This window comes from Nitrospira sp. Nam74 (assembly GCF_965152615.1).
In genome coordinates this window covers 3,130,992-3,157,325 of the sequence record NZ_OZ224220.1, presented here as the reverse complement: position 1 = coordinate 3,157,325, position 26,334 = coordinate 3,130,992, and the positions used below count along the sequence as shown (strand labels likewise).

Annotated in this window: 28 protein-coding genes; 22 read left to right on the top strand and 6 right to left on the bottom strand. The window is 56.0% G+C overall.

The genetic code is table 11. The features are described from left to right. The first annotated feature begins 13 nt into the window (after positions 1-13). From cheY to ACWHYZ_RS14680, 7 genes are all read left to right on the top strand, one after another. Entirely contained in the window at positions 14-376 is a 363-nt protein-coding gene (cheY, locus tag ACWHYZ_RS14710; RefSeq protein ID WP_447987590.1) for a chemotaxis response regulator CheY, read from the top strand. A gap of 84 nt (positions 377-460) precedes the next feature. Further along, the gene (locus ACWHYZ_RS14705; protein ID WP_447983430.1) at positions 461-1,045 is read left to right on the top strand and encodes a protein phosphatase CheZ; all 585 of its coding nucleotides are present in this window, start codon (positions 461-463) and stop codon (positions 1,043-1,045) included. 47 nt (positions 1,046-1,092) lie between these two features. Then, complete coding sequence (locus ACWHYZ_RS14700; protein WP_447983429.1) at positions 1,093-2,964, top strand: chemotaxis protein CheA; 1,872 nt, start codon at positions 1,093-1,095, stop codon at positions 2,962-2,964. Positions 2,965-2,999: 35 nt separating this feature from the next. Next, positions 3,000-3,938 carry a chemotaxis protein gene (locus tag ACWHYZ_RS14695; protein WP_447983428.1) on the top strand — a complete coding sequence of 313 codons (939 nt, stop codon included), beginning with the start codon at positions 3,000-3,002 and terminating at the stop codon, positions 3,936-3,938. 61 nt (positions 3,939-3,999) lie between these two features. Beyond that, positions 4,000-5,070 (top strand): protein-glutamate methylesterase/protein-glutamine glutaminase, encoded by a 1,071-nt coding sequence (locus ACWHYZ_RS14690; protein ID WP_447983427.1) that lies wholly within the window; start codon positions 4,000-4,002, stop codon positions 5,068-5,070. A 76-nt stretch (positions 5,071-5,146) separates the two neighbouring features. Further along, positions 5,147-6,847 carry a methyl-accepting chemotaxis protein gene (locus tag ACWHYZ_RS14685; RefSeq protein WP_447983426.1) on the top strand — a complete coding sequence of 567 codons (1,701 nt, stop codon included), beginning with the start codon at positions 5,147-5,149 and terminating at the stop codon, positions 6,845-6,847. Between the two features lie 11 nt (positions 6,848-6,858). Then, positions 6,859-7,380, top strand: a complete 522-nt coding sequence (locus ACWHYZ_RS14680; RefSeq protein WP_447983425.1) for a chemotaxis protein CheW — start codon at positions 6,859-6,861, stop codon at positions 7,378-7,380. A 7-nt stretch (positions 7,381-7,387) separates the two neighbouring features. Here the strand turns inward: ACWHYZ_RS14680 and ACWHYZ_RS14675 are convergent, their stop codons facing one another. Further along, a complete protein-coding gene (locus ACWHYZ_RS14675) occupies positions 7,388-7,642 on the bottom strand; it encodes a hypothetical protein (protein ID WP_447983424.1) in 255 nt (84 codons plus the stop codon). Positions 7,643-7,671: 29 nt separating this feature from the next. Between ACWHYZ_RS14675 and ACWHYZ_RS14670 the strand changes: the two genes are divergently transcribed. Then, positions 7,672-8,529 carry a flagellar motor protein gene (locus tag ACWHYZ_RS14670; RefSeq protein ID WP_447983423.1) on the top strand — a complete coding sequence of 286 codons (858 nt, stop codon included), beginning with the start codon at positions 7,672-7,674 and terminating at the stop codon, positions 8,527-8,529. After that, positions 8,529-9,263 carry a flagellar motor protein MotB gene (locus ACWHYZ_RS14665; protein ID WP_447983422.1) on the top strand — a complete coding sequence of 245 codons (735 nt, stop codon included), beginning with the start codon at positions 8,529-8,531 and terminating at the stop codon, positions 9,261-9,263. Before ACWHYZ_RS14670 ends, ACWHYZ_RS14665 begins: the two co-directional genes overlap by 1 nt. Before the next feature lie 12 nt (positions 9,264-9,275). Here ACWHYZ_RS14665 and ACWHYZ_RS14660 read toward each other — a convergent pair whose 3' ends face one another. The 5 genes from ACWHYZ_RS14660 to ACWHYZ_RS14640 form a co-directional block, all read right to left on the bottom strand. Further along, positions 9,276-9,689 (bottom strand): hypothetical protein, encoded by a 414-nt coding sequence (locus ACWHYZ_RS14660; RefSeq protein ID WP_447983421.1) that lies wholly within the window; start codon positions 9,687-9,689, stop codon positions 9,276-9,278. Positions 9,690-9,713: 24 nt separating this feature from the next. Beyond that, positions 9,714-10,823 carry a hypothetical protein gene (locus tag ACWHYZ_RS14655; RefSeq protein WP_447983420.1) on the bottom strand — a complete coding sequence of 370 codons (1,110 nt, stop codon included), beginning with the start codon at positions 10,821-10,823 and terminating at the stop codon, positions 9,714-9,716. A gap of 4 nt (positions 10,824-10,827) precedes the next feature. Next, the gene (locus ACWHYZ_RS14650) at positions 10,828-11,040 is read right to left on the bottom strand and encodes a hypothetical protein (RefSeq protein ID WP_447983419.1); all 213 of its coding nucleotides are present in this window, start codon (positions 11,038-11,040) and stop codon (positions 10,828-10,830) included. Between the two features lie 75 nt (positions 11,041-11,115). Then, positions 11,116-11,799 (bottom strand): hypothetical protein, encoded by a 684-nt coding sequence (locus ACWHYZ_RS14645; protein ID WP_447983418.1) that lies wholly within the window; start codon positions 11,797-11,799, stop codon positions 11,116-11,118. 100 nt (positions 11,800-11,899) lie between these two features. Next, the gene (locus ACWHYZ_RS14640; protein ID WP_447983417.1) at positions 11,900-12,610 is read right to left on the bottom strand and encodes a chlorite dismutase family protein; all 711 of its coding nucleotides are present in this window, start codon (positions 12,608-12,610) and stop codon (positions 11,900-11,902) included. A 456-nt stretch (positions 12,611-13,066) separates the two neighbouring features. On the opposite strand from ACWHYZ_RS14640, the gene ACWHYZ_RS14635 reads away from it, so the two are divergent. The 13 genes from ACWHYZ_RS14635 to ACWHYZ_RS14575 all read left to right on the top strand — a co-directional run bounded on the left by ACWHYZ_RS14635 (position 13,067) and on the right by ACWHYZ_RS14575 (position 26,296). Further along, positions 13,067-13,678 (top strand): hypothetical protein, encoded by a 612-nt coding sequence (locus ACWHYZ_RS14635; protein ID WP_447983416.1) that lies wholly within the window; start codon positions 13,067-13,069, stop codon positions 13,676-13,678. A gap of 48 nt (positions 13,679-13,726) precedes the next feature. Next, the gene (locus ACWHYZ_RS14630) at positions 13,727-14,995 is read left to right on the top strand and encodes a competence/damage-inducible protein A (protein WP_447983415.1); all 1,269 of its coding nucleotides are present in this window, start codon (positions 13,727-13,729) and stop codon (positions 14,993-14,995) included. After that, positions 14,992-15,588 carry an RNA 2',3'-cyclic phosphodiesterase gene (gene thpR / locus ACWHYZ_RS14625; protein WP_447983414.1) on the top strand — a complete coding sequence of 199 codons (597 nt, stop codon included), beginning with the start codon at positions 14,992-14,994 and terminating at the stop codon, positions 15,586-15,588. Before ACWHYZ_RS14630 ends, thpR begins: the two co-directional genes overlap by 4 nt. A gap of 69 nt (positions 15,589-15,657) precedes the next feature. Further along, positions 15,658-16,788, top strand: a complete 1,131-nt coding sequence (gene recA, locus ACWHYZ_RS14620; protein ID WP_447983413.1) for a recombinase RecA — start codon at positions 15,658-15,660, stop codon at positions 16,786-16,788. 97 nt (positions 16,789-16,885) lie between these two features. Then, entirely contained in the window at positions 16,886-17,368 is a 483-nt protein-coding gene (locus ACWHYZ_RS14615) for a regulatory protein RecX (protein ID WP_447983412.1), read from the top strand. A gap of 19 nt (positions 17,369-17,387) precedes the next feature. After that, complete coding sequence (alaS, locus tag ACWHYZ_RS14610) at positions 17,388-20,081, top strand: alanine--tRNA ligase (protein WP_447983411.1); 2,694 nt, start codon at positions 17,388-17,390, stop codon at positions 20,079-20,081. 44 nt (positions 20,082-20,125) lie between these two features. Further along, entirely contained in the window at positions 20,126-20,614 is a 489-nt protein-coding gene (gene ruvX / locus ACWHYZ_RS14605) for a Holliday junction resolvase RuvX (protein WP_447983410.1), read from the top strand. Then, complete coding sequence (gene mltG, locus ACWHYZ_RS14600; protein WP_447983409.1) at positions 20,611-21,636, top strand: endolytic transglycosylase MltG; 1,026 nt, start codon at positions 20,611-20,613, stop codon at positions 21,634-21,636. The genes ruvX and mltG overlap by 4 nt, the downstream gene beginning before the upstream one ends. A 12-nt stretch (positions 21,637-21,648) precedes the next feature. Further along, complete coding sequence (gene deoC, locus ACWHYZ_RS14595; protein WP_447983408.1) at positions 21,649-22,338, top strand: deoxyribose-phosphate aldolase; 690 nt, start codon at positions 21,649-21,651, stop codon at positions 22,336-22,338. A gap of 102 nt (positions 22,339-22,440) precedes the next feature. Beyond that, positions 22,441-23,616, top strand: a complete 1,176-nt coding sequence (locus ACWHYZ_RS14590) for a phosphopentomutase (RefSeq protein ID WP_447983407.1) — start codon at positions 22,441-22,443, stop codon at positions 23,614-23,616. 4 nt (positions 23,617-23,620) lie between these two features. Continuing rightward, the gene (locus ACWHYZ_RS14585) at positions 23,621-24,091 is read left to right on the top strand and encodes a RidA family protein (protein WP_447983406.1); all 471 of its coding nucleotides are present in this window, start codon (positions 23,621-23,623) and stop codon (positions 24,089-24,091) included. 739 nt (positions 24,092-24,830) lie between these two features. Next, positions 24,831-25,802: a hypothetical protein gene (locus tag ACWHYZ_RS14580; protein ID WP_447983405.1), complete on the top strand. Its 972-nt coding sequence runs from the start codon at positions 24,831-24,833 to the stop codon at positions 25,800-25,802. A 326-nt stretch (positions 25,803-26,128) separates the two neighbouring features. Continuing rightward, entirely contained in the window at positions 26,129-26,296 is a 168-nt protein-coding gene (locus tag ACWHYZ_RS14575) for a hypothetical protein (protein WP_447983404.1), read from the top strand. Positions 26,297-26,334 lie beyond the last annotated feature (38 nt).

Sequence of the window (26,334 nt, the reverse complement as noted above, 5' to 3'; positions counted from 1 at the left end):
CGCGGATCCCAGCATGAAAATCATGGTCGTAGATGACATGTCCACGATGCGCCGGATCGTCAAGAATCTCCTCAAACAGTTGGGGTTTGCGAACGTGGACGAGGCCGAAAATGGCCAGGAGGCCCTGATCAAATTGCGGAGCGACAAGTTCGGGTTTGTCGTCTCGGATTGGAACATGCCTGTGATGAGCGGTATCGAGTTGCTTAGAGCGATCCGAGCCGATGAGGGGTTGAAGGCGATTCCTGTCCTGATGGTGACGGCGGAAGCGCAGAAGGAAAATATTATTGAGGCGGTGCAAGCCGGCGTCAGCAATTACGTCGTCAAACCCTTTACGGCTGAAACTCTGCAAGAAAAGATGGCAAAAATCTTTAAATAGCTGTCAGTGCTCAACCGTCAGCAGTCAGCCCGGAGCTGACTGCTGGAAGCTGATGGCTGAGGGTTCTCGATGCGGGGAGGCAACGTGAACGATCCAAATCGAAAGCTGTACGGCGAATTAGGCGAGCTGACTCGATATATCGAGAATACGATGCGTCAGCTTCGGTGCGTGGAAGCGCCGGTTGAGGAAACGACGGCACAACTTCCTCAAGCCTCTGCGCACCTGTCCGATCTCGCCAAGCTGACGGAAGAGGGGACCCATCGGGTGATGGAGCTCACCGAGGAACTACAAGACAACCGCGCACGGATCGTGAATTTAGTCGGTGAATTGTCGGCGTCTCTGGCAAGCAGGGCATGTGGCACACAGGATCAACGCATCGCCGCCATTACAGATCTGTTGTTCTCCGATGACAAGCGGCTTATGGACATTATGACGGCCCTGTCCTTTCAAGATCTGGTCGCACAACGGATTAAGAAGATCATCACGATCTTGGATGATGTCGAGCATAAACTGCTGCAAATGGTGGTGGTGTTCGGAGCGAAGCAAAACGGGGCACCGGACGCGAATGGAAAAGCCGATCAAATGCTCAAGGAGCTGGAAGCTTCACGAAGTACGGCACTGAAGCAGGATCTGGTGGACGATATCTTGGGGCAATTCGGGTTCAATTAAATCGATCGTGGCACGCGAGGCGCCAGACAGACGATGGTGGAGGCAGTATGGACGATGAACTGAAGGAAATCCTCAGCGAGTTTCTCGTGGAAGCGGAAGAGATGATCGAACTGTTGGATCAACGGTTCATCAGCCTTGAGGCCGATCCCACCAATCGCGCGATGCTGGATGAAATTTTCAGGGCCATGCATAGCATGAAGGGATCCGGAGGTTTTCTCGGATTTACACGACTCGTCGACGTAGCCCACCGTGCAGAAAACATTCTGAATAAGCTCAGGCAAGGCGACATGGCGGTCACCCCCGCGGTCATCAACGTGGTCTTGGAGGCGGTGGATGTCGTCAAACTGCTGATGGCCGATATTCGAGAGTCGGGCACCGATACGCATGTGGAGGTCGTCGCCATCTCCGCAAAGCTGGACAATATACTTGCCGGCCAACAGCCCGGACAGGTCGAGACTTCCGTGACACCATCCATCTCCGCTGCGGATCCCGCTGTTTCGACCGAGCCGACGAATGACGCAACCGCACCCACGAAGCTTGGCGAAATTCTCATTCAGGAGGGATCGGCCTCAAAGGAACAGGTATTGGAAGCGCTCGAGCAGCAGGATCGAAAGCTACCATTAGGTGAAATCCTTGTCCAATCCGGAGTCATCACCGAAAAAACTTTGGAAACGGCCTTACAGAAACAGGCCAAGCCGAGTAAGGGCGGAGAAGACGATCAAACGATTCGCGTGGAAACCAGTCGGCTGGATAGTGTGATGAACCTCGTGGGCGAACTGGTGCTGGGCCGCAATCGGCTGATGAAGCTGGGCGGCGGATTAGAGCAGTCCTATGAGAATGAACCCTTGGTTCGGGGCCTCACCGAAACGCTTGCACAATTGAATCTCGTCACCACCGATCTGCAACTGGCGGTCATGAAAACACGCATGCTGCCCATCCGGAAAGTCTTAGCCAAATTCCCCCGCATGGTCCGCGATCTCTCTCAGAAGCTGGGCAAACAAGTACGGCTGGAACTGCACGGGGAGGAAACCGAACTTGACAAGTCTGTCGCCGATGAAGTGGGCGATCCACTCGTACATATCGTCCGCAATGCCATCGACCATGGGATCGAACTACCGGCCGAACGCCAGGCATCCGGAAAGGCATTGGAAGGCTTGGTGCGCATCGCGGCGTCCCAAGAGGGCAACAGCATCGTCATTCGCATTCAGGACGATGGGAAAGGGTTACAAGTCGACCGTATTAAAGCCAAAGCCTTATCGCGTGGCATTGTCAGTGAAGCGGAACTTGCGAGCATGGATCCGCGGGATGTGCTCAATATGGTGTTTTTGCCGGGATTCAGCACGGCTGAGAAGGTGACCGATGTGTCAGGCCGTGGCGTCGGCATGGATGTCGTGCGGACCAACATCCGCCGGATCAACGGGAGTGTCGAGATCGATTCACAGGTCGGGAAAGGCAGTGTGATCACGATCAAGCTACCGCTGACGATCGCGATTATCCAAGCGCTATTGGTGGAAGTCGAACAGGCCACCTTTGCCATTCCCTTGGGATCGGTCATTGAAGCGGTCAAGATTACCAAGGACGACGTCAAGACGATCAATGGACGGGAAGTGCTGACCTTGCGGGAGCGGGTCTTGCCATTGCTCAGGCTGTCGGAGGAGTTCGAAATTCCGCGAGATACCACCTGCGAAAAGTTCTATGTCGTCGTGGTCGGAATGGGTGAACGGCACGTCGGCGTGATTGTCGATCGGCTCCGGTCCCAGGAAGAAGTCGTCATTAAATCGATGGGCGATTACCTGTCCGAAATCAAGGGCGTGGCCGGCGCCACGATTACCGGTGAAGGCAAAGTCGTGTTGATCTTGGATATTCCCGAATTGGTACAAAGTCTCCGCGGTGGTCGGCAGGCATTGGCCCTGTCCTAACCCATCGTTCAGTGACACGGGAGAGGGAGAAGGCCATGTCGTCGTTAATTAAAGAAGTCGATGCCCGCACCGGTCTTGCCGGTACCAATCAAATGGAATTGCTGTTGTTCCACGTGGGGACGCGGGAAGTCTTCGGAATCAATGTCTTCAAAGTTCGAGAGGTCATGAAGTTTCCCGCGCTGACCCGTCTTCCGGAAGCGGATCCGCGAGTTGAGGGAATGGCCAATATTCGTGGCACGACCGTTCCGGTCATCGGCCTGACGAAAATCATTGTGGGGCTGGCAGAGGAGCAGGGCAGCCAATTATCCGATGGCAAACTCATCGTCACCGAATACAACGGAAGCCTGCAGGCATTCCATGTGGCCGGGGTCGACCGTATCCTCCGGCTTTCATGGACCCAAATCAAATCGCCTCCGCCGCTTGTCCGGAACAATACCAAAGGAGCAGTGACGGCGGTTGCCATGCTCGATGACGGCCGCATGGTCTTAATTCTTGATGTCGAAAAGATTCTTGCGGAAATGTCACCGAAATCCGATGAAGAAGTATTTGCGGGACTCGAAGTCAGGCCGCAGACCAAGGCTAAACGCGTGCTCTATGCAGACGATTCCGCCGTAGCCCGCACACAAATCCGAAAGACGTTGGAACGCCTCGGGATCTCCTATGTTCAGACGACCACCGGACAGGAAGCCTGGGAACGTTTACTGGAGATTGCGGAGAAAGCTGCCGCAGCAGGCCAAACGGTCCGTGATGAGATCCAGATCGTGCTGAGCGATATTGAAATGCCAGACATGGACGGCTTCGCGTTGACCAAGCACATTCGGGAAGACCCTCGTTTTATGGATATCCCCGTGATTTTGCATTCCAGTTTGACCGGGAATTGCAACAAGGAAAAGGGAAAAGCCGTGGGGGCTACGGATTATGTGACCAAGTTCGACCCGAAAGTATTAGGGGAGATTATCGCGCGTCACTGTTAGCGGCCTTGACCGTTGAAACGATCATAATCGTCCGATGCACACTGGAAGGGTGAGACAGGCCATGGGTACTGCTCCGATTCGGGTCCTTGTCGTGGACGACTCGTCGTTCATGCGAAAAGCCTTATGCGGGATGCTTGCGGGGGACGCGCATATTGGCGAGGTGGAGACGGCGCGCAATGGCGAAGAGGCGTTGCAGAAGATCTCCGCATGGAAGCCCGATGTGGTCACCCTGGACATCGAAATGCCGGTGATGAATGGATTGGATGCCTTGCGCAAAATCATGGAATCCCATCCTCTGCCGGTGTTGATGGTCAGTTCCTTGACGACGAAGGGTGCAGAACAGACGCTGCAGGCGCTGGAACTGGGCGCCGTAGATTTCATTCCGAAACAGTTGGATGGAGTGGTGACGAACATTGCGAGCGTCCATCATGAACTGGTTGCAAAGGTGATCGCGGCAGCAGGGACGGGCGGTAGGATGAGACCCCGGCGCCAGGCAGGGTCTCAATCAGTTCTCAGCCGTCCGTCCGTCAACCTGAGTTCTCAGTCGACGAGCGCGACACGGGGCAGCAAGATTGTCGCCATTGGGTGTTCCACGGGAGGGCCACAGGCGCTGTCCGAGCTCTTGCCGATGTTCCCGAAGGATTTCCCGGCCGGCATCGTCATCGTGCAGCACATGCCCAAATGTTTTACCAAGCCTTTCGCCGATCGTATGAATGCTCAATGCGAGATCGATGTGCGGGAAGCGGGTGAATCCGATGAAGTAACACCGGGAGTCGCCTTGCTGGCGCCAGGCGGTCTGCAATTGCGGCTCGCGCGCAAGAAGACCACACGAATCGGGATCGAATTGAAACCCAACACAGAAAACTTTCTGCATGCGCCCTCCGTGGATGTGATGATGCAGTCGGTCGCGCAACTCTACGCTGAACGCGCAGTGGGAGTCATTCTCACCGGCATGGGGCAGGATGGCTTGGAAGGCATGCGAGCCATTAAAGCCGGAAAGGGACGGACGGTGGCACAGAACGAGGCCAGCTGTACCGTTTACGGGATGCCGCGCGCCGTAGTTGAAAACGGCTGTGCGGACAAGGTGGTACCGCTGTCCCAGATTGCGGGTGAAATCATGAACATGATCTGACGGCACGGCATCCCAAGGATAGATAACCCATGGCTCGTATGGCGACCGGGAAGGCGCCTGAGAGGAGGAGGGTCAGATGAATCGGTTCAGTCAAATGCATATCGCTCAAAAATTCGTACTACTGATCGCCGTTGTCGCAATCGTGGTGACCGGGATCGGCCTCTATTTCGTATACCAGCAAGAGCAGAGCAAAATGATGTGGATGCTCGAGGGCCGCGGCAAGATCATTGAGACGCAGACGCAGGTGACACGCGCGTATATTGCGAAGAACTATGTGTCCAAGGTGAAGGGCATGAAGGGCGCTGAAGGCGTGCAGGTTTCCAAAGACCATGTGGAAAATCCGCAGGCGATTCCCTTGCCGGCGACCGCCACTCGGGAAATGAGCGAGGAGTTATCCAAGACCGGCTTGTTCAACGCACGGCTCATCAGCGGGCAGCCCCTCAATCCGGCCAACGGGACGAAGGATCGATTCGAGGAAGAGGCATTGAAAGCCATTATGGGCGGCGCGGAAACCTATTCGCGAGTGGAGGAGACAGGGACAACAACGACGTTTCGGAGGGCCAGCGCAGATAAAGCCACGACCACAGCCTGTATCGGATGCCACGCGGGAAAGCAGGTCGGGGACCTGCTGGGCATACTCTCCGTCAGCATTCCAATGGAGCAAATCAAAGTGGCCTCGAATGAGTCCATGCAGCGAAGCGCCGCGACACTTGTCGTCATGACGTTGGCCATTGTGATGACCATGTATTTTCTGCTGCGTATCGTGGTCATTCGTCCCTTAGTCGCGATGACCCACATTTCGCGGGATATTGCCGAAGGCGAGGGCGATCTGACCAAGCGTGTACCGGTCAACGGGAAAGACGAAATCGCCGAGCTTGGACAGTGGTTCAACGTCTTTATCGAGAAATTGCAGGGGATGATTGGGAAAGTGGCCCACGTGACCGATAAAGTGGCGTCGGCATCCGTTCAATTGTCAGCCACCGCCGAAGAAATGTCGAGGGGCTCGGAGGGCTTGACCTCTCGAACTGCCCAGACCGCCACGGCGGTTGAGGAAATGAATGCCACAGTCGCCGAAGTGGCACAGAATTCCGGAAAAGCCGCCGGGATGGCACAAGAAACGGTGCAAACGGCTAAGAGCGGGCGCCAGGTCGTCACCGAAACGATCGACGGTATGCAACAGATCTCGGACGCCGTCACGCAATCGGCCTCGATCATCGCCGCACTCGGAAAATCCTCGGATCAGATCGGCGAGATTGTCCGCGTCATCGAAGACATTGCCGATCAGACCAATTTGCTGGCCCTCAATGCCGCAATTGAAGCAGCCCGAGCGGGAGAACAGGGCCGCGGGTTTGCAGTGGTCGCAGACGAAGTTCGAAAGTTGGCCGAACGTACCACCAAGGCGACCAAGGAAATCGGCGATATGATTCGCCAAATACAACATGACACCAAGGGCGCCGTGACATCGATGGAGGACGGGACTCAAAAGGTCTCCAGCGGCGTGACGCTGGTGAACAAGACCGGCGAAACCCTCGGCAAAATTGCCGAGATGGTCACGCAGACTTCGGACATGATTCGACAGATTGCCGTCGCAGCTGAGGAGCAATCGGTGGCGACGCAGCACATTGCGGGCGATCTAGAGAATGTCGCCAAGGTCAGCAAAGAGTCGGCGGGGGGCGCGAGCGAATCGGCTAAAGCCAGCCACGACCTGAGTCTGTTGGCCAGCGAACTACAGGCCATCGTGGGGAGTTTTCGAGTTACCACCGACAAACGACGCTAAAAAGGCAGGTCATGATGATACAAGGGCGGGAAGGCAACGTCGTCGATGCATCACCGGCTGACGGCCATCGGGACAGCGATGGGGCTGATGAAAGCTGTCAGCTGGTGACATGTTGTGTCGGCCATGAGGAGTTCGCGGTCGATATTCTTAGTGTCCAAGAGATCAACCGCATGGTCGATATCACTCGTGTTCCGAAAGCGCCTGTCTTTGTCGAAGGAGTGATCAATCTGCGGGGACGGATCATCCCGGTCTTGAACTTGCGCTGTCGGTTCGGAATATCGGGCGAGGGTCAGCGAACGGCGAGATCTCGCATTGTAGTCGTGAATGTGCGGACCCGCGTCGTCGGCCTGATCGTCGACTCCGTTTCCGAGGTACTCCGCCTTCCCAAGCAAGCGATCGAGCCGCCGCCGTCACTCGAGACGGCAATAGGAGCTGAATTTATTCAGGGGGTGGGTCGGATCAAGGACCGATTGCTGACGGTCTTGGATCTGGATCGGCTGTTGACGCCGGCCGGACAGTCCGCGTTGCCTTAAGAGAGAATCATACGGGCGGCTCAGATTGGTCGGAATGACGGCGCTCTGGCTGCTCGCCGGCTATTGCTTGGAGCATGCCTAATGAGTGTTGAAGCACATCGGCAGCGCAGCTCAGCGTAGCTGGGACCTGCTGCAACACTTCTTCCCACCGTCCTTCTTCACGGAGAACCTGCAGGCGGCGATGTTGTTCTTCAAGAATCGCTTTTTTGGCATCCAAGATCAGGTTATTTGCGCTCATCAGCGTATATCCGTTCTCAGGCATAGTGGCGCCACGCTAGCAGAGTCTGTGGCGTGGTTCAAGATGGGCTGGAGGAAGGATCTGATCGGCTTCGTTGTGCATCGTTCTTGTTGGATCATGCGCTCAACGGGGAACAATCCATGGATTTTCTGACCATTTTCGGAGCCATTGTCGCGGTCGGCTCAATTCTCGGCGGCCAAGTCTTGGAAGGCGGCCATGTCGGGTCTATTCTTCAGCTGACCGCCTTCGTGATCGTGTTGGGCGGGACTCTTGGCGCAGTCTGCATTCAAACTCCCCTTTCGGTGGTGCTGAAGGGAGTTTCGTTGCTGTCGTTGGCGCTGTTTGATCCGAAGATCGACGTCAAACGGGATATTACGAGGATTATCGATTTGGCTAATCTTTCACGTAAACAGGGCCTCCTTGCGCTCGAGGGCACGTTGAAGGATATTTCTGACCCGTTTTTTAAAAAGGGTGTCCAATTTATCGTTGACGGCACTGACCCAAAGATGATGCAAGAGATTTTGGAAACTGAGGTTGAGCGGCATGAGGAAGAGGGGATTACCGCAGCGAAGATATGGGACGCCGCCGGCGGCTATTCACCGACCGTGGGTATTCTCGGGGCGGTGCTCGGGTTGATTCATGTCATGGAGAATCTGGCTGATCCCTCGAAGTTAGGAAGCGGAATTGCCGTAGCTTTCGTGGCAACGGTGTATGGCGTCGGGGCGGCGAATCTGTTCTTTTTGCCGCTTGGCAACAAGATCAAATTGAAGCTCAAGCATGAATCAGCGGCTCGTGCCGTGGTCATCGCCGGGCTTGTGGGAGTCGCTCAGGGAGATAATCCTCGCATCTTGCAGGAAAAACTGGAAAGCTATCTTCCTGAATCGCAACGGTCCAAGCCGGATGGTCGGTAATGGCCAAAAAACAGAAGCATGAAGAGCATGAAAACCATGAACGGTGGCTGGTCTCCTATGCCGATTTCATCACGCTCCTCTTCGCCTTCTTTGTCGTGATGTATTCCATCTCGTCGGTGAATGAGGGAAAATTTCGCACCGTCAGCGAATCCATCCAGGCGGCGCTACGGCCGGTCACTAGCCCGCCTGCGGCACGCATTCGTTTCGATCTAGGCGATTATAAATCCTCGCTCGTTCCGACGATCGGGCAAAAAATACAATTTGTCAGGCAAATCGTAGACATCCTGAACAAGATGAACAATACGGACGTGAAGATTCAGGATAAAGTGACGGTACGGGACACCGATCAAGGCGTGCTCATTACTATTGCAGATAGCCTGGTCTTCGAAAGCGGCCAAGCGGATATTCGCAAGGAAGCGCTGCCGCTTCTGGAAGGACTCGCGGAGGTCCTGACGGTGAACACGTCGGTGAAGGAAATTCGAGTGCAGGGACACACGGATAACGTGCCCATTCGCTCCGCCTTGTTTCCCTCCAATTGGGAACTATCGGCCGTGCGTGCAGTGATGGTTACGCGGGTGCTCACCGAACTCTATCGTATTCACCCGGAACAGGTCTCTGCGGTGGGCCATGCGGAGTTTCAGCCGCTGACGGACAATCTGACGCCGGAAGCTCGGGCAAAGAACAGGCGGGTGGAAATATTGGTGCTGATGAACGACTCCGATCATCCGCTCTAATCATCAGCGGCGTTAACCGACGAAGTCGGGATGGAGCCGATCAATGGGCCGGATCGTATTAGCTTTGATTTCGTTGTAGACGATGGCTCGGCCGGCTTGGCGCAACCGAGTGAATACGCCCTCGACAATGACCTGCTCCCCCTCGTGAATATCCGTTTTGCCTAACCCGATCACCTTGACGGTCCCGTTTGCGTCTTTCAAGAGAAAGCCATACGCGGATTGGCCCTGTCGATTCTCGGCGGTTTGAATGCTCGTCACCCGACCGACCACGATCACCATCTGCTTGTCATACTGATCCGGGTGCGTGACAAGATCGGCGACTTCCACCATGCCGGCACCGGCGGGACATGGAGCGAGCGGTATCAAGGACAGCAGACCTACGATCATCAGGAAGGACAGGCGGCGAGGCATGGTCGGTATCAGCATCGTGGCATCCTCTCGGCGTTGGTATTATCGCTTTTCTTCACCTAACATGCTTCGAAGGACGTGCGCACCCATTTCGCCCAATTGTACCTGAGCTTTCTCTTCCTCGGAAAGCTCCGGCACTTTCGGTGTCGGTGCGATGCGGTCAAGTAGTTCCTGTTCCACGGCAGCGGGCGAAAGATCCCACTCGCTCTGGATGGCAGTCAACCGCTGCAGCGTGAAGAGGGAAAGGGATACAGGAAGCCAGAAGCGACCTTCCAGTTCTTCGGGCAACGTGCCGGAGGCGAGTATCGACAATTTTTCCAATAAGGCTTGCTCGGTATGTTCCAATCCATCATACGGCGCCACCGACCGCTCCACGGGTCCCTGCGCAAGAACGATGAAGGACTCTTTCCACAGATCTCTCGCAACGGATTCCGATTCGGCCGCCGATGAGCCGCGAAGGACCTCGGCCTGCAGGTTGTCCACATATTGCTTGAGATATTTTACTTTTCGCGCGGCAAGGCTTCCCGCCGGGATCCCCCAGATATGCGCAACTTCGTGATCCTGAAGCGGGAGGGCACTGGCGCGCTGGAACTCGCGCTTCGCGACGTCATATCGCTTTCGGTCGCGATCAATCTTGCGAAGCAGCGTCTGATACTCCGCCACCAAGCGGCGCTCGCGATAGTCGTCTTCCGAAACCTCATTCCGTTCCCACTGAGCATTCAGATCGCGAACGACCGGTTTCAAAATGGCGCTACGGGCATGGGTCCGAATATCCTTCAACGTGTCGGTCGTCATTCCGAACCGCGTGGTCAGAAGACGTTCGGCGGCGACGATAAATGCCTCAAAACGGGCAATCTGGCGTCCCAGACATTCGCTTTGCAGCCACAGGCGCTCGCGCTTCAGCCGCGCCTGCGATTGGTATTGCGCCACACGATCGGCAATACCTTGGAGCGCTTCGCGAGAAATGACCGAGACAATTCGTTTCATACCGGCGGCCATACGGGGGTCAGGCCTGTCGGCCGCCATGTATTCAATTTCCTCCTGCGGCACCTCGAAATACCCGAGCATCAACAGATGCAGCATGATCCGGCCTTGGATCGGCAGGGACTGGACGGCAGAATCGATATGCTGTTTTGTGAGAACGGCAGCCATGAGACTAAGCGGTTCCTGTTGCTTGAGCTTCGAGGTAGGAAGCCACGTATTCTCGGATTTGTTGAACCGTGCCGGTGGCGTAGAGCGCCCGCGGGACCTCCACGCAGTGCAGTTGAGCAGGGTCGACGCCTCGCTCTATCGCGTACGCCTCATCCACGTATAAACTTACCGATCCGTCAGGGTGCCTGATGGCGTACAGTGCATGCGATTCTTCCATGACCTCGCCCCTGATCTCCAATCATCTACATCGTCGACTGTATCCGAATCAATTAACACACGGTGCCCCGTAGTGTCAAAGCGATGACCCTGCACCGTGGTCGTCATGGAACGCTGTCCGGCGCCACCAGACATAACCGGTAAATGCCAGCAGCGAGAGCAGAAAAACCGTTCTCACGCGGCCGTAGCCAAAACAGGCAAAATTGGCGGTGGCATTGAGAAGGCCAAAGGCGGCATAGGCCAGATACAGCAAAAGCGACCAACGCCGGATGCGGAGGAATCCAGATCCGATGAGGACGTGCAATGTGGGAGATTGGGCTTTTGCCACAAGGCCTAGGACGCCTCCGGGCTTGGCGCAAAAGACCATAAGGGCATACTCTGGATTGACTACAATGATGTACAAATCCATGGCGGCTGTGAGCAAGAAGAGGCACCCGAGAAAGCGGATATCGTGGGCCCGTTCCAGCACAATCCGAATTGTGTTCCGGAGCGACGGGGCGGAGCCGCTTGAAGGCAGGAAGGCATCATAGGCTTGAATAACCCACCACGGCAGGACGATTAGAAGGAACATGAAGATCGCCGCGCCGGGGCCGGCTGCTCGCCATGTGGCCCACAGCGCGCCTAAAAGACAACACGCGACAAAAGCCAGTGCAGCCGCTCGCTTGAATTGATGCTTGAGCGCTTGGCCCAATCCCGGAAAGACCGTCGATAAGAAGGCTGCGAGCGGCAAAGAGGGGGCACTGTGCAAGGCTGGCGTCATCCGTGTCCAAAGCGCCAGACACAACTACTGCCGGCGCTCAAACAACGGCGGCCTTCCGAATCGATTCGGAAGGCCGCCAAGGTGACTCTCGTGCGTGCACTCATCCACCGAGTGTGTCGAGTGCTTCCTTTAGACTCTTATGAATGCAGGTGAAGATGGGCGTATCCCGCAAGGTGTACCGACTGCCTTCGGTTTCGCGCAGGGCCATGACCAGATCGAGGAAATCTTCCGGCTTATCGGTTTCAAATGCAACAACCCATTCTTGGTCGTCCAACCCGAAGGAATAGGTCGTGTTGAGCTTAACGGACGGGAACCGATGCCCGACTTCGATGTGCTCGTCCATCATGCCCTGACGGGCTGCCTTCGTCAGCAAAAACCATTCGCGGGTCTTCACGAACGGGTAGACGAAGATGTACTTGCTCTTGCCCGGAACGATCGTGAGTCGCTTACTTTCCTGATTTTCGTGCACATGATGATCCACATAAATGGATCGCTTCGTCATCGCGAGATAGGAATAGGGCGTGGAAAGATATTTTCCAAGGCTGGTTGCCAGGAGTTTGGATGTCATTTCCTGGAACAGTTCCAGCTCATAGCTGATGCGCCACAGCATGATATCTGAATCGCCACGAATGCCGACCATTGTATAAGGGATCACAATCACACGAGACGTATACTCTTCCACCACCCGAACGAACTCTTGCTTGCCACGACTCCGTTCGTCCTCCGGGAGTCTGCGCCAGGCAGGATCGATTTTATAGAAGGCAAAATTGACAAACTGGCGCTTGACAGGTTGTTGCTCACCGCTGGCCATCGACGCGTCCTCCTTACGACTCGTTGAAAGGATTGAGGTACTTAGCACTTCACTGTCCGCTTTGTCAATCAAACAAACGTGGTGACATCCAGGATGTCTGTGCCGGAAAATACCTCGCCGCGTGCAGAAGGCCAAAGGATTAGGACTTCAGGCTGATGGATTCAGTGCGCCGAATTCAGGATACTGACGTGCAAGTGAAATCGAAGATACGGTGGTTGTCATGATCCTCTTGGCCTTAAGTACCAGCTTATCGATGCTCAGCTTCATCTCGGTAGTTCTCCTGACTGTGGGCGCGGCACTCTTGCTCATGCAGTGGAAAATGAACTGAGTGCGCTGCCGGCCTTCTTCTCTATCTCACCGGATCAGCACCTCTTGGGTCCTTGCCATCTGAAATTGAAATCTCCATCGGCGTTGACAGGTCCCCGCGCTCTTTGGTACCCGTTGAGGATGAGTGACGTGCGCGTACATTTAAGCACGAGGCGATGGCGGCGATGGGTTTGTCCCGCCATCTTTATGGGTCTCATGCCTTTCGGCCAGGGCTTTGCCATTGAGATCGATCCGAGCCGCGTGCACATCGAGACGGCGTTGGAACAGGGTAAGACGGCCGCCCTTCAACGCATCCCCCCTGATCGCCTGTATGCATGGTTCGGTCCAGTCGATGATCTTGAGCCCCGCGGCTTCCTCATGACCAAGGTCGTGGGACTCCGCGTCATGGCCGCCCATTTTGCCCTGCGAGGCGAGCACCCCTCTGAATCGGAGATCCAGAGCATTTTGGATGAGCCATCCTTGTTACTCAGCGTGACGCTTTTTGGAGATAACCCGACGTTTGCCGTGGATAGCTACATGCTGTTGAAACAGCAGGACCGAATGATCAAACCGAGTAAGGTGCGTTTCGATGGCAGGGCGGCCCGCACTCGGATGTGGCCCACTGCCCCGCGCTACCGGGCAAAAATCGTCGCTTCATTTCCTTATGCCGAGATCGACCCCCGCGCCAAAACCCGCATTTCCGTGTTTCCATCTGCCGGTGGTGAGGTGACGTTCGAGGTCGATTTTTCCACGATTGAGTAATTCACTCAACAATTGACCGTCTCCACAGCCGATGCTAGCATCCGCGCGATGAAGCGGGGAGAAATTATCGCGGTCGGATCGGAGTTGCTCATTGGCGGGCGACTGGACTCGAATTCGGTGTTCCTGGCCGATCGACTCGGCGCCATGGGAATCGATGTCAGATTCAAGTCCGTTGTCGGCGATACGGAAAACGATATCGTGGCCGTTCTTAAGACCGCCACGTCCCGTGCCGACGTCGTAGTGCTGACCGGCGGATTAGGATCAACCAGCGATGACTGTACTCGGCAGGCGGTGGCCCGAACCGTGGGCCGTCCCTTGCGGCCACGAGCCGAAGCTTTCGCCGGCATGTCCTCCCGACTCGCAGAGTGGGGCCGAACAGTCACGACAGCCCAACTCAAACAAACCTTGATTCCCTCCGGTGCAGCCGTCTTGGCGAATCCCGTAGGATCTGCCCCCGGGTTTGCGCTCCAATGGAACGGATCGTTCATTGCGGCCTTGCCTGGAGTTCCACGAGAAGCGCAAGCCATGTTCGACGCAGCGGTCGTCCCGCAATTGAAGGGGTCTGCGGCCAGGGTTGACCGGCGAGTCTTACAGACTTTTGGGTTGTTGGAATCCGACATCGATCAACGGCTCCGCGATCTGGTGAAGGCGCAGCGATCGATTCAACTCGGTCTTCTGGCCTCTGCGCTTGGCGTCACTATCTCGTTGACCGCACGCGGCATTCTCTTTCGCACCACACCGCTGTTGAATCGCATGGTCGCTGTCGTGAAGCGACGGCTGCATCACCATATCTATGCCGAGGGTGACGAGACGATGGAGGAGGTAGTCGGCCGACAATTATCGAAACACGGCTTGAGACTGTCTGTCGCGGAGTCCTGCACGGGCGGTCTGATCGGTCATCGTCTCACCCAGGTGCCGGGCAGTTCGACCTATTTCGAGCGAGGGATCATCAGCTACAGCAATCAAGCGAAACGGGATATCCTCAATGTACCGCTCTCGCTGCTCAAGCAGTATGGAGCCGTCAGCCATCACGTCGCAGCGGCGATGGCCAAAGGCGTCCGGCTGAAAAGCGGTGCGGACATTGGACTCAGCGTGACCGGCATTGCAGGTCCCGGTGGCGGGACGGAGCACAAGCCCGTCGGCCTCGTCTATATAGGGTTGAATGCCGGGAGTGCCCGGCGATCCCGTCAATCGACAATCACCGAGGAGTTCCGTTTTCATGGCGACCGCCAGACGATTAAGATCCGAGCGTCCCAAGCCGCTCTCAATATGGTGCGGCTGTGGGTGGCGGATATGGACTCACGCGCACGCAAATGATCAGAACCTTTATCGCGGTGGAACTCGATCCCATTCTTAAGCGAGCCATTGCCGCTGTTCAAGATACCTTAAAGCGCGAATTGCACCACCTCACGCGGGGAGTTCGTGTGCAATGGACGCGACCAGAGTCCATTCACCTGACGCTCAAATTCCTGGGAGATATCGATGAGAGCCAAGTCGGGGGCATTCTACAGGCACTGGGAAACGCCGAACGCGACCAGGCGCCGTTCTCGGTGGACGCGAAAGGATTCGGAGTGTTTCCAGACCTTCGGGGACCACGTGTTTTGTGGCTGGGGCTGTCGGATCATACCGATCGGCTGATTCGCTTGGCTGGATCCATTGATGCGGCGCTGACGCAGCTAGGATTTCCCGTTGAACAGAAGCCCTACACCCCGCATCTCACACTCGCTCGCGTCAAAGAACAGTCTCACACTATAGGAAAAGCCTTAGTCGACAGTGGCGTCATGCGAGACCCTTCGGCTTTTGGAACGTTGTCGGTCCAGGCCGTCACATTGATGAGAAGTGAGCCGACTCCATCCGGTTCGATTTACTCCCGCCTGGGTCTGGTTCCGCTTGGGCACGACAAAGTCTAGCCTAGGTTTACGGTGATCAATTGAGTATAATTGGCGAACTCTGCAACCGCTGAAGCCGAAGGAGGGCGCATGGCCGACCGATCCGCCGAAACGACAGAAAAGAAACGTGCGCTTGATTTGGCGCTTTCCCAAATTGAAAAGCAGTATGGGAAAGGGGCGATCATGAAACTCGGGACGGCGGAAGCTGCGGCCGATGTTCCTGCCATTCCAACCGGCTCCCTAGGTTTGGACATCGCCCTCGGCGTCGGGGGGCTGCCGCGTGGGCGTGTCATCGAGATTTTTGGGCCGGAGGCGTCGGGCAAAACAACGTTGACTTTACATGTCATCGCCGAGGCCCAAAAGATGGGCGGCATTGCAGCATTTATCGATGCTGAGCATGCCTTGGATCTCGGATACGCTAAAAAACTCGGCGTACAGACGGACGATTTGCTGGTCTCGCAACCGGATACCGGCGAACAGGCGTTGGAAATTGCAGAGACGTTGGTGCGCAGCGGCGCTATTGACATCATTGTGGTGGATTCGGTGGCTGCCCTGGTACCCCGCGCGGAGATCGAAGGCGAAATGGGCGATGCGCACATGGGCCTGCAGGCACGGCTCATGTCCCAAGCCCTCCGCAAACTGACGGCGGCGATTGCAAAGAGCCAAACAACCGTCATCTTTATCAATCAGATTCGGATGAAACTCGGCGTGATGTTCGGCAATCCGGAAACGACGACCGGCGGGAATGCCTTGAAGTTTTATGCCTCGGTCCGCCTAGACATTCGCCGCATCGAATCGATTAAAGAAGGCCAGGACGTGACCGGCAGCCGCGCCCGCGTCAAAGTGGTAAAAAATAAAATGGCGCCCCCGTTCAAACAGGCGGAGTTCGACATCATGTTTGCCGAGGGCATTTCGAAGCCGGGGGAGTTGGTCGATCTGGGAGTCGACAAGAAAGTAATCGACAAATCCGGAGCGTGGTACTCGTATAAAGGGGACCGGTTGGGGCAAGGTCGTGAGGCCGTGCGGGATTTTCTTAAAACGAATGTGTCGCTGGCAAAGGAAATTGAAGGGCGCGTGCGGGAAGCCGCCGGCGTGCCGATGCGGCAGGGTGATAAGGCCATCGAACCGAAAGAGACTCGCCCCGAAGAAAAGGCCGCGGAGAGCAAACGCCATCTCCCAGAGCCGCCGCGACGTGATGTGGCGCGCAGCGTGGGAAAATAGCCATCAATCGTCAGCTCTCGGCTTCAGCAGGCGGTGCAGCAGATGCGGAGAGCTGTCTTAACGCACCGTGCCGTCGCACCTAACACGCCGGTCGCTTTTGTCTGGTTCTGATGCCGTCGCGCAAGCCGCGCTTCGGTATCTGGCCCGCCGCGATCGATCGGTGGCCCACATGAAAGCGTATCTCGGCAAACTTGGCGCATCGCCGGCCCGGATACGGACAGTCCTCGCCAGGCTTCGAGCCTTAGGATATGTCGACGATCAGGCATTTGCCCAACGATGGGCTCGCGACCGGATGACGCGGAAACCGATGGGGCGTCTACGACTGGAGGCTGAGCTCCAGGCGCAAGGGTTGGACGAGCGAACCATCGCCGACACCGTTGAAGAGATCTATGCGGGGACTAGCGAGCGACAGCTCGCATTGCTCTTAATGCATGGCCGATCCGTGACGCCTGCATTCTTACGACGTCGCGGCTTCAGCGAAGACACGATTGAAGCGGTATGTAGCGAGATGACTAGTGAGCCATCAGCTTTCCGTGGTCAGTCTTCAATCGGAAAAGGGAAACTGAAAGCTGAAAGCTGAAAGCATAATCAGGAGCCTTATGAAGCAGACTGCACAACAGCTTCGACACGCCTTTATCCGGTATTTCGCTGAACGGGGACACCAAGCTGTTCCCAGCTCTCCACTGATCCCGCAGGCCGATCCGACCATCCTCTTCACGAATGCCGGCATGAATCAGTTCAAAGGAGTCTTTCTCGGCGAGGACAGCCGCCCGTACAAGCGCGCCGTGACCGTGCAGAAATGCATGCGAGCCGGCGGCAAGCATAATGATTTGGAAAATGTCGGCTACACGGGCCGCCATCATACATTCTTCGAAATGCTCGGCAATTTCTCCTTTGGGGACTATTTCAAGAAGGAGGCGATTCAGTTTGGCTGGGAATTTCTGACGCAGATCGTCGGCCTGCCGAAGGAGAAATTGTGGGTCACCATTTTTCGCGACGACGACGAAGCCGCTCGAATCTGGGAGCACGAGATTGGTGTCTCGCCGTCCCGCATTATGCGCTGCAATGAGAAGGATAATTTCTGGCAGATGGGAGAGACGGGCCCCTGTGGGCCGTGTTCGGAGATTCATTACGATCAAGGACCGGGCGTGCCGGGAGACGATATTCCGAACGGTGCCGGCGATCGGGTCATGGAAATCTGGAATTTGGTGTTCATGCAATACAACCGTGACGGGAACGGCACGCTGACACCGTTGCCGAAGCCCAGCATCGATACCGGTATGGGCCTCGAGCGCCTCGCCGCGGTGGTGCAGGGCGTCACCAGTAACTACGACACGGACCTATTCACGCCGATTCTTGAGGCGATTGCCACACGAACGGGCCACCGCTACGGGCATGAGGCGTCGGCGGATCGTTCGATGCGCGTCATCGCCGATCACTTGCGCGCAACATCCTTCTTGATCGCAGACGGGGTGCTCCCGTCGAATGAAGGCCGTGGATATGTGCTGCGCCGCATTCTTCGGCGGGCGGCTCGACACGGACGGTTGTTAGGAGTCGCCGAGCCGTTTCTGTATGAATTGACGCGGCCCGTCGTCGACATGATGGGGGAACCCTATCCCGAGCTACGGGGCGCTGCCGCGACGATTGCCGAAGTAACCCAGGGCGAGGAAGAGCGCTTCATTGCGACGCTGGACCAAGGGTTGCCGATTTTGAATGATCTCGTCTCTAAAGCGAAGGCTGCGGCGCGGACCGCTCTCGCCGGCGAGGAGGTCTTCAAACTCTACGACACCTATGGCTTTCCCATCGATCTCATTACTGAAGCGGCGCGCGAGCACGGCCTTGTGTTGGACGAGGCGGGTTTCCAGCGTGCGCTCGAGGAGCAGCGTGAGCGTGCCAGGAAATCGGCCGGTTTTGAAGTTGTCGCTGCCAAGCCGGTGATCGAAGATTTGATCGGCAAGATAAAATCTGCGGAGGCGATTTCGGTCCATCTGCAGGAGGACAAGCCTCGTATCCTCAAGTACGTCGCCACCGAGTTTGTCGGCTATGAGCATCGAGAGGCCGACGGGCTGGTCCAAGCCATCCTGAAGAACGACCAGCTGGTGAAGGAAGCGGTGGAAGGCGACGAAATCGAGTTGGTGTTGGATGTCACGCCCTTTTACCCTGAAGGTGGAGGCCAGGTAGGCGATCAGGGATTGATCAACGGGCCCGAGGGTCGCGTGGAGATTCGGGAAACGACACGCGCGGCCCCCGGTCTGGTTCTGCATAAGGGAGTGGTCCGTGCCGGGCGCCTGCGCGAATGGGAGCGCGTTCACGCATCGGTCAATTCCACGACGCGGATGGATGCTGCCAGAAATCATACGGCGACCCACCTCGTGCATGCCGCACTGCGCGAAATTCTCGGTCCGCACGTCAAGCAATACGGCTCATTGGTCGCCCCGAACCGGCTGCGGTTTGACTTTGCCCATTTTAAACCGTTGTCCTCCCGCGATATCGATGAAGCGGAGGCCCTGGTCAATGAGCAGGTGCGCCGGAACGCGCAGGTGCAGACCAATGTGATGGGCATTCAAGAAGCCGTGTCCGGGGGCGCATTGGCCTTCTTCGGTGATAAGTATGGCGACAAGGTGCGAGTGGTGGCCATTGATACCTTCAGCAAGGAATTGTGCGGCGGCACCCATTGCCTTCAGACGGGAGAAATTGGATCCTTCCGGATTATTTCGGAAACGGGCGTGGCGGCCGGCGTCCGTCGGATGGAAGCGCTGACGGGGAGTGGGGCGATGGCGCACGTGAAACAACTTGAGGCTGAAGTGCGCGAGTTGACGGATTTGCTGAAAGTGGGTCCATCCGAACTGGTGGCAAAAACGCGCAAGCTGATCACGCAATTAAAGGACAAAGAGCGCGAGCTGGAGCAAGTGAAATTGAAACTGGCCAGCGGCGCGAAGGATGAAGCCGATGTTCGAACGATACAGGGCATTCGGGTTCATGCGCAGCGGGCAGATGGACTGGCGATGACAGAGCTTCGCACCCTTATCGATCAACTGCGTGATAAGCTGCAGAGTGGTGTCATTGCCTTGGGGGCGGTACAGGATGGGAAAGTAGCTTTACTGGTGGCCGTGACGAAGGATTTAGTAGGTCGGGTGCGTGCAGGCGACCTTATTAAGGATATGGCCATGGAAATTGGCGGAACGGGTGGGGGGCGACCCGAGTTGGCGCAGGCCGGAGGCAAAAATCCGGAACGGCTCGATGCCGCGGTGACAAAGGTCTTTGAGTTAGTCGAGCGCGCACTGTCGAAATAAGAACGCGCCTATGCCCGACTCGACCATTGTCTGTGAGTAGTGTCGTGAAAGTCACGAAGCGAATCCTGGCCCTTGATCCCGGTACGAAGCGCATTGGTGTGGCCTTAAGCGACGAGATGGGATGGATTGCACAACCGCTTGAGACATTTGAACGACGATCGATGACCGCGGATCTTCAGCACATTCAGCAACTCGTTCAGGACCATGAAGTGGACCGCGTCATTATGGGTATGCCGTTTCGATTGGATGGCAGCGTCGGGCCGGCTGCTCAACAGGTCGAACAGTTTAAGACGATGCTGGAAGGCGCGTTGACGGTTCCGGTGATCCCATGGGACGAACGGCTGACCTCGAAGTCAGCCGAGGCGATGCTCATCGAGGCGAATGTGAGCCGAAAGAAGCGAAAGGGCGCGGTGGATCGAGTGGCGGCCGCCATTCTTTTGCAGAGCTACCTGGAATCACTTTCTGTCGAACGACAGTCGGGCTCATCCGATGGAGAACATTCGCAAGACGAGGCAGAGTGGGACGGCCCGTGACGCGACCCCCGTGGCCATGGATCATCATCGCGTCGCTCACCGTCGTCATCTTGTCAGGATTCCTCGTCATGTTGTGGATGACGAGTCCCGTTGACCGTTCCGCAACTGTCCCCGCTATCCATCTCGTTGAGATTCCCGACGGGTCGACCTTTCGCCAAGTCGCGGCGCTCCTGGAAAGAGAGCGTCTGATTCCAAGCCGAGTGGGTTTTCTGCTGTTAGGCCGCCTGACGCTGGCTGATCGCCGTATTATTCCGGGCGAGTATGCCTTGCATGGCGGCATGGCGCCACGTGAAATCCTGGCTAAACTGCTCGCCGGCCAAGTGGTCCTCCACCCCGTCACAATCCCTGAAGGGTATACGGTCGCTCAAATCGCGGCGATGCTGGAAGAGAAGGGATTGACGAATGCCAAGGAGTTTCTCACGCGTGCGCAGGACCGCGAGTTTATCCTGAGTACGCTCGATCTCGATCTACCGAACCTCGAAGGATACCTGTTTCCCGATACCTATCACTTCTCGCGGCATGCCAAGGCGAAAGAGATGATTACGACCATGATCGACCGATTCTGGCAAACCTTTACGCCGGATTGGCGAGGACGTGCACAGGACATCCATATGACCGTGCATCAAGTGGTTACGCTGGCCTCGATCATTGAGAAGGAAACGGGAGCCGATGGGGAGCGCGAGCTGATTGCGTCCGTCTTTCACAATCGTCTGCAGAAACGTATTCCCCTGCAAAGCGATCCCACCGTCATCTACGGCATGACGTCATTTGATGGAAATCTACGACGACGCGATTTGGAGAAGACCACACCGTATAATACCTATCGCATGATCGGCCTCCCTCCAGGCCCGATTGCCAATCCAGGGACTCATGCTATCCGCGCGGCGCTCTATCCGGCGTCGACAACCTATTTATATTTTGTGTCGAAAAATAACGGCACACACCAATTCTCATCAACGTTGACCGAGCACAATCTTGCCGTCGACCGGTATCAGCGGCGGCCGTCGAAACGCGCATCCTAAGGAAGGGACGACATGCTGCAACCCTGGTCCGATCTACCCGCACGCATTGATCATACAATTCTCCGACCAGAGGCCACCAGGGCCGACGTCCAACGCTTATGCCAGGAGGCGAAGCGCCATGACTTCCATGTCGTGTTCGTACCGCCTTGTTATGCCGCCGAAGCGGTGGAGGTACTGGCGGGGACAGCCATCCTGGTTGGGATTCCTGTGGGGTTTCCGTTGGGTGGCCATACAACGTCCATGAAGGTCCACGAGGCAATCGATGGCATCCGGAACGGGGCGGCGATCGTCGACATGGTCATCAATGTCAGTCGACTGAAATCCGGCGATCATGACGCCGTGAGAATCGACATTGCCGAAGTGGTGCAGGCAACCCCGAAGGCTGAACACAAGGTCATTCTAGAGACGTGCTATTTGACACAACAGGAAAAGCTGACGGCCTGCAGATTAATTGTCGAGGCGGGGGCGGACTATGTGAAGACCTCGACAGGTTTTGGTGCCGCCGGGGCGACACTAGAAGATGTCGCATTGCTCAAACAGGCGGTCGCCGGCCGGGCGAAGGTGAAGGCATCAGGTGGAATCAGAAATTGGGCGACGACCATGGCGATGCTGGAAGCCGGCGCCGACCGGATCGGCACCAGTGCCAGCATCAAGATCATCGAAGAATGGATGATGCAATCCTCTTCCCCGCGCTCTCGTTAGCAGGTGCCCTGTAGATTCGAAGGGGGGCGACGCCTGCCGCTCCGGGATCCGCATCTGTGCCCTTAGCTAGATGGATCCCGTGGCATCTGTTATCATGCCGCCGTGATCAATCGGGTCATCTTAATCATCGTGGACGGGTGCGGCGTAGGCGCCCTTCCTGATGCGGCCGAGTATGGGGATGAGGGTGCGAATACCCTGGCGCACGTCGCCGACGCCGTCGGTGGATTGAATCTTCCCATCCTTGAGTCGCTCGGGCTAGGGTGCATCGGAGAGTTCCGTGGTGTGCGGCGATCGGGCGATCCCGATGGATGCTTTGGCAAAATGGCTTCGGCCTCCAAAGGCAAAGATTCGATTACGGGACATTGGGAGATCGCGGGTGTGGTCGTCGAGCAACCCTTTCCCACATATCCCAATGGTTTTCCGATTGACGTGATCAAGAACTTCGAGCAAGCCATCGGACGAAAGGTGCTGGGCAATCGCGCAGCGTCCGGAACAGAGATCATCAACGAGCTTGGCGACGAGCATTTGAGGACGAAGTTCCCCATTGTCTACACCAGTGCAGACAGTGTGTTTCAAATTGCGGCACACGAGCGGGTCGTGTCCCTGGAGGAACTCTACGAATGGTGTCGTATCGCAAGAAGGATGCTGAGAGCGCCACACCTCGTCGGCCGCGTCATCGCTCGACCGTTTGCGGGAGAACTCGGAAGGTTCGTACGCACCGCCGGACGGCGTGATTTTTCGGTGGCACCAATCGACCAGACGTTATTGGATCGAGTGAAAGCCGCCGGACAGCCGGTGGTCGGCATTGGAAAGATCGAAGACCTGTTCGCCGGTCAGGGGCTGACTCGGTCGATCCACATGACCTCCGATGCCGACAATTTCGATGAAGCGGTCAAGCTACTCCATACTGTGCCACGCGGGCTCATTTTCATAAATCTCGTGGAGTTTGATACTGTATACGGCCATCGAAACGACGCAGTCGGGTGGGCCAAGGCGTTAGAGACATTGGATGGGAAGTTGCCTAAACTGCTTCAGGCGCTCCGTGTTGATGACATGTTATGCCTGACCGGCGACCATGGAAACGATCCGACGACGCCGAGTACCGATCATTCGCGCGAATATGTGCCGGTTCTGCTGTATGGCCGGCGTCTCGCGCGGGGTGTCAACGTCGGAACGAGGCATACTTTTGCCGACCTCGGGCAAACCATCGCCGAGGCGTTGAGGACGCCCATGCTGACCGCCGGACAAAGTTTTTTGGCGGCCGTGAGAACAGGATAGAATCATGACGACATCATTTGAGGCACAAGTGACTGCATTGGGACTTGTCTTGCCGGCACCACCCAAGCCGGTCGCCACGTATATCCCCGTTGTGCGAACTGGTAATTTGCTATTTCTCAGCGGCATGATTCCTCTTCGGGACGGCACGTTAACGATGACTGGCAAACTAGGCAAAGACATCTCCGTCGAGCAAGGCTATGAAGCGGCGAGAATCTGCTTGCTGAACGCGGTGGCGGTCATTCGGCAACACCTCGGAACGCTTGACCACGTGAAGCAGGTCGTGAAACTGGTGGGATATGTCGCGTCGGCGGAGGGATTCGTTCAACAGCCGGCCGTCATCAATGGCGCGTCCGATCTCTTAGTGAAGATTTTCGGTGATGCCGGTCGACATGCGCGAGTGGCCGTCGGGGCGGCCGCACTGCCTCTCAATGCGCCGGTTGAAATCGAACTAATCGTGCAGGTATCAGACGCTTAACCCTTCCAATCTTGTGGCGACATGCCACTACACGTCACACGTTTTCCGTTCCTCCTCGATCTATCAACATGTACTTCTTCACTTTAGGTGTTTCTGAAGCCAGGCGGTAAAGTCGTGTTCCGAGATTCTATTGTCGGCGGAGCCGGCATAAGATCTGAGACTTCCTGCCATTTCATGCCCTGCCAATAGTTTAATTGGGCGACCAATTGATCGCGCTCGGGGAGTTTTTGGTCATTCAGACAAAATAACTTAACCCAGCGCCTACTGCCCATCTTTCTTGTTTTAAATGGTCTAAAGCTGCCGAGTTCAAGACTTCTCTCCGTGCCCGATCCTCAGGCGACACTTTTTCCCACAGCTCTGCACATATAAGAATCATATTCAATGACAGTTGCGGAAGTGATCCGGCAGACGGATATTCGATGAAAGACGTAAGCTCTTGATCCCTCACTAAGACTTCGCCCACAGCCGTTGCCGCCTATGGCGGCCCAGTCTCATTCGTTGAAGCATGGCTTGAGACGGAGAGCCCAGGCTCCCGACTGGCGCCGCCACTCGACCGCACTACGCCTCCGGTTGCTTGGCCATGCAAACTTGGTCCGTCGCCAGTATCGTGAACGGACCTTCGAAGATGTATAGTGCGCGACCATTTATATGTAGCATACCTAATAATACAGGTATTTCGGTATGCTGCTCATCGAGGAAGGCAGTTTGGTGGTGACTGTGAACAAGAGATGGAGAGTGGATGATGAAGCGGCCTGAAAGCGGTTTTCGATCCGCTCTCATGGGGATAGTGGTGCTACTTAGTGCCGGCTGTACAGACTCCATCATGGCAACAGAGGAGACGCCTGGGCACCGTTTTGACCGGGTGATGAAGGAGCTTGCTGAGAACTGTGCCAAAGCGCAGCTCAAGCCAAATGACACGGCCTGCGACATTCTCAAACTGAAGCCGGCTGATCCTCTCGCGACGGAAGAAGGCCGGTTTGCGCATTCCATCAAGATTCCCAATCCGGTTCCGGAAGACAGCGGCTATAGGCCCGGGATGACGCCGCAGGAGTACTTTGATCATCTCTGCAGAACTGAAGCGGGTGAGTTCATCTACAAGACGGTAGAAAATGTCCAGGGCTTGTACATGATGCGTCCGAGGAAAGAAGCGACGGACTATGAGCTGGAGCATCTCTATGCGCTGGAAGATCCATATGGGCAGGTTCTAGGCGTATGGAACCATCCTGAGGAGTATTTTGTTCAGCCGTCTATAGGTAAGTATGACTTCCTGGAGTTATCAACTGTGTCAAGCACGATACCAGCCGCTAGCAGAAAGTATCACCGGTTCTATCGAGATCCTAATGCTCATCCAGGGAAAGATTATCAGACTGCTATCGATGGTCGTTTTGTCCGAGTTCCATACATAGTCGCTAGTGGGAGTACTGATAGTCTCATTAGCCGCTATGGGTTTACCTGGCGGGGACTTACTCGGCCTCACGAACGGCAGCTAGGCATAGCTGGAGGAGAACTCATTATTCTCGATATGAACACAAACGAGGTTCTTGCGGTGCGACGGGGCTTCATTCGCAGTGGAAGCGTCCGGAACAATTTGACTGGAGTCTGGTGGTTAACGGGACAAGTGTGCTCTGGAACTGGAAGCAAAAGAGATCATCTCTTCATAAAGGAAGTGCTCAAACCGATGTCTGAACATTCTGTCGCAAGGGGAAAATAAGATGCCTCAGAACTCGCTTATTAGTACATGGCTTGATTTTGCCATTCAGCAGATGGCCGCGGAATCATATATTCACAAAGCCATTTCGGGAGAATTAACGCTTGGTGAGGTGTTGCTTCTGGGTAATAATAATGTTCCTGGGGCCAGCCCTACTGATCCTAACCTAAGTGGCAAGACGCGCTTCACTAATATTCTCGCGGACCGCTTCCTTGCCACATGAGATATTATTGACCATCACGCCGATGACGCAACTGGATTCAGTGCCACGCTGATCCAGGAGAAAGGTACCAATAATTTTACACTCTCCTTTCGCAGCACGGAGTTTCATGATCAAATTGATGGAGGAGATTGGGAAAGAGATGGTCTCGCCGGCGCCGGCGGCGAGATCGCTTTGGATGGGTTCGCCTTCGGGCAGTTGGCAGCTGGAAAATTATTATCAGTCGCCGAAGGACAGTGGAGCACTTCCAACATGGGGGCATCGGGGCGAGATGTAATCTATGGCGATACGTTATTCGGCCGATGATGTGCTCGA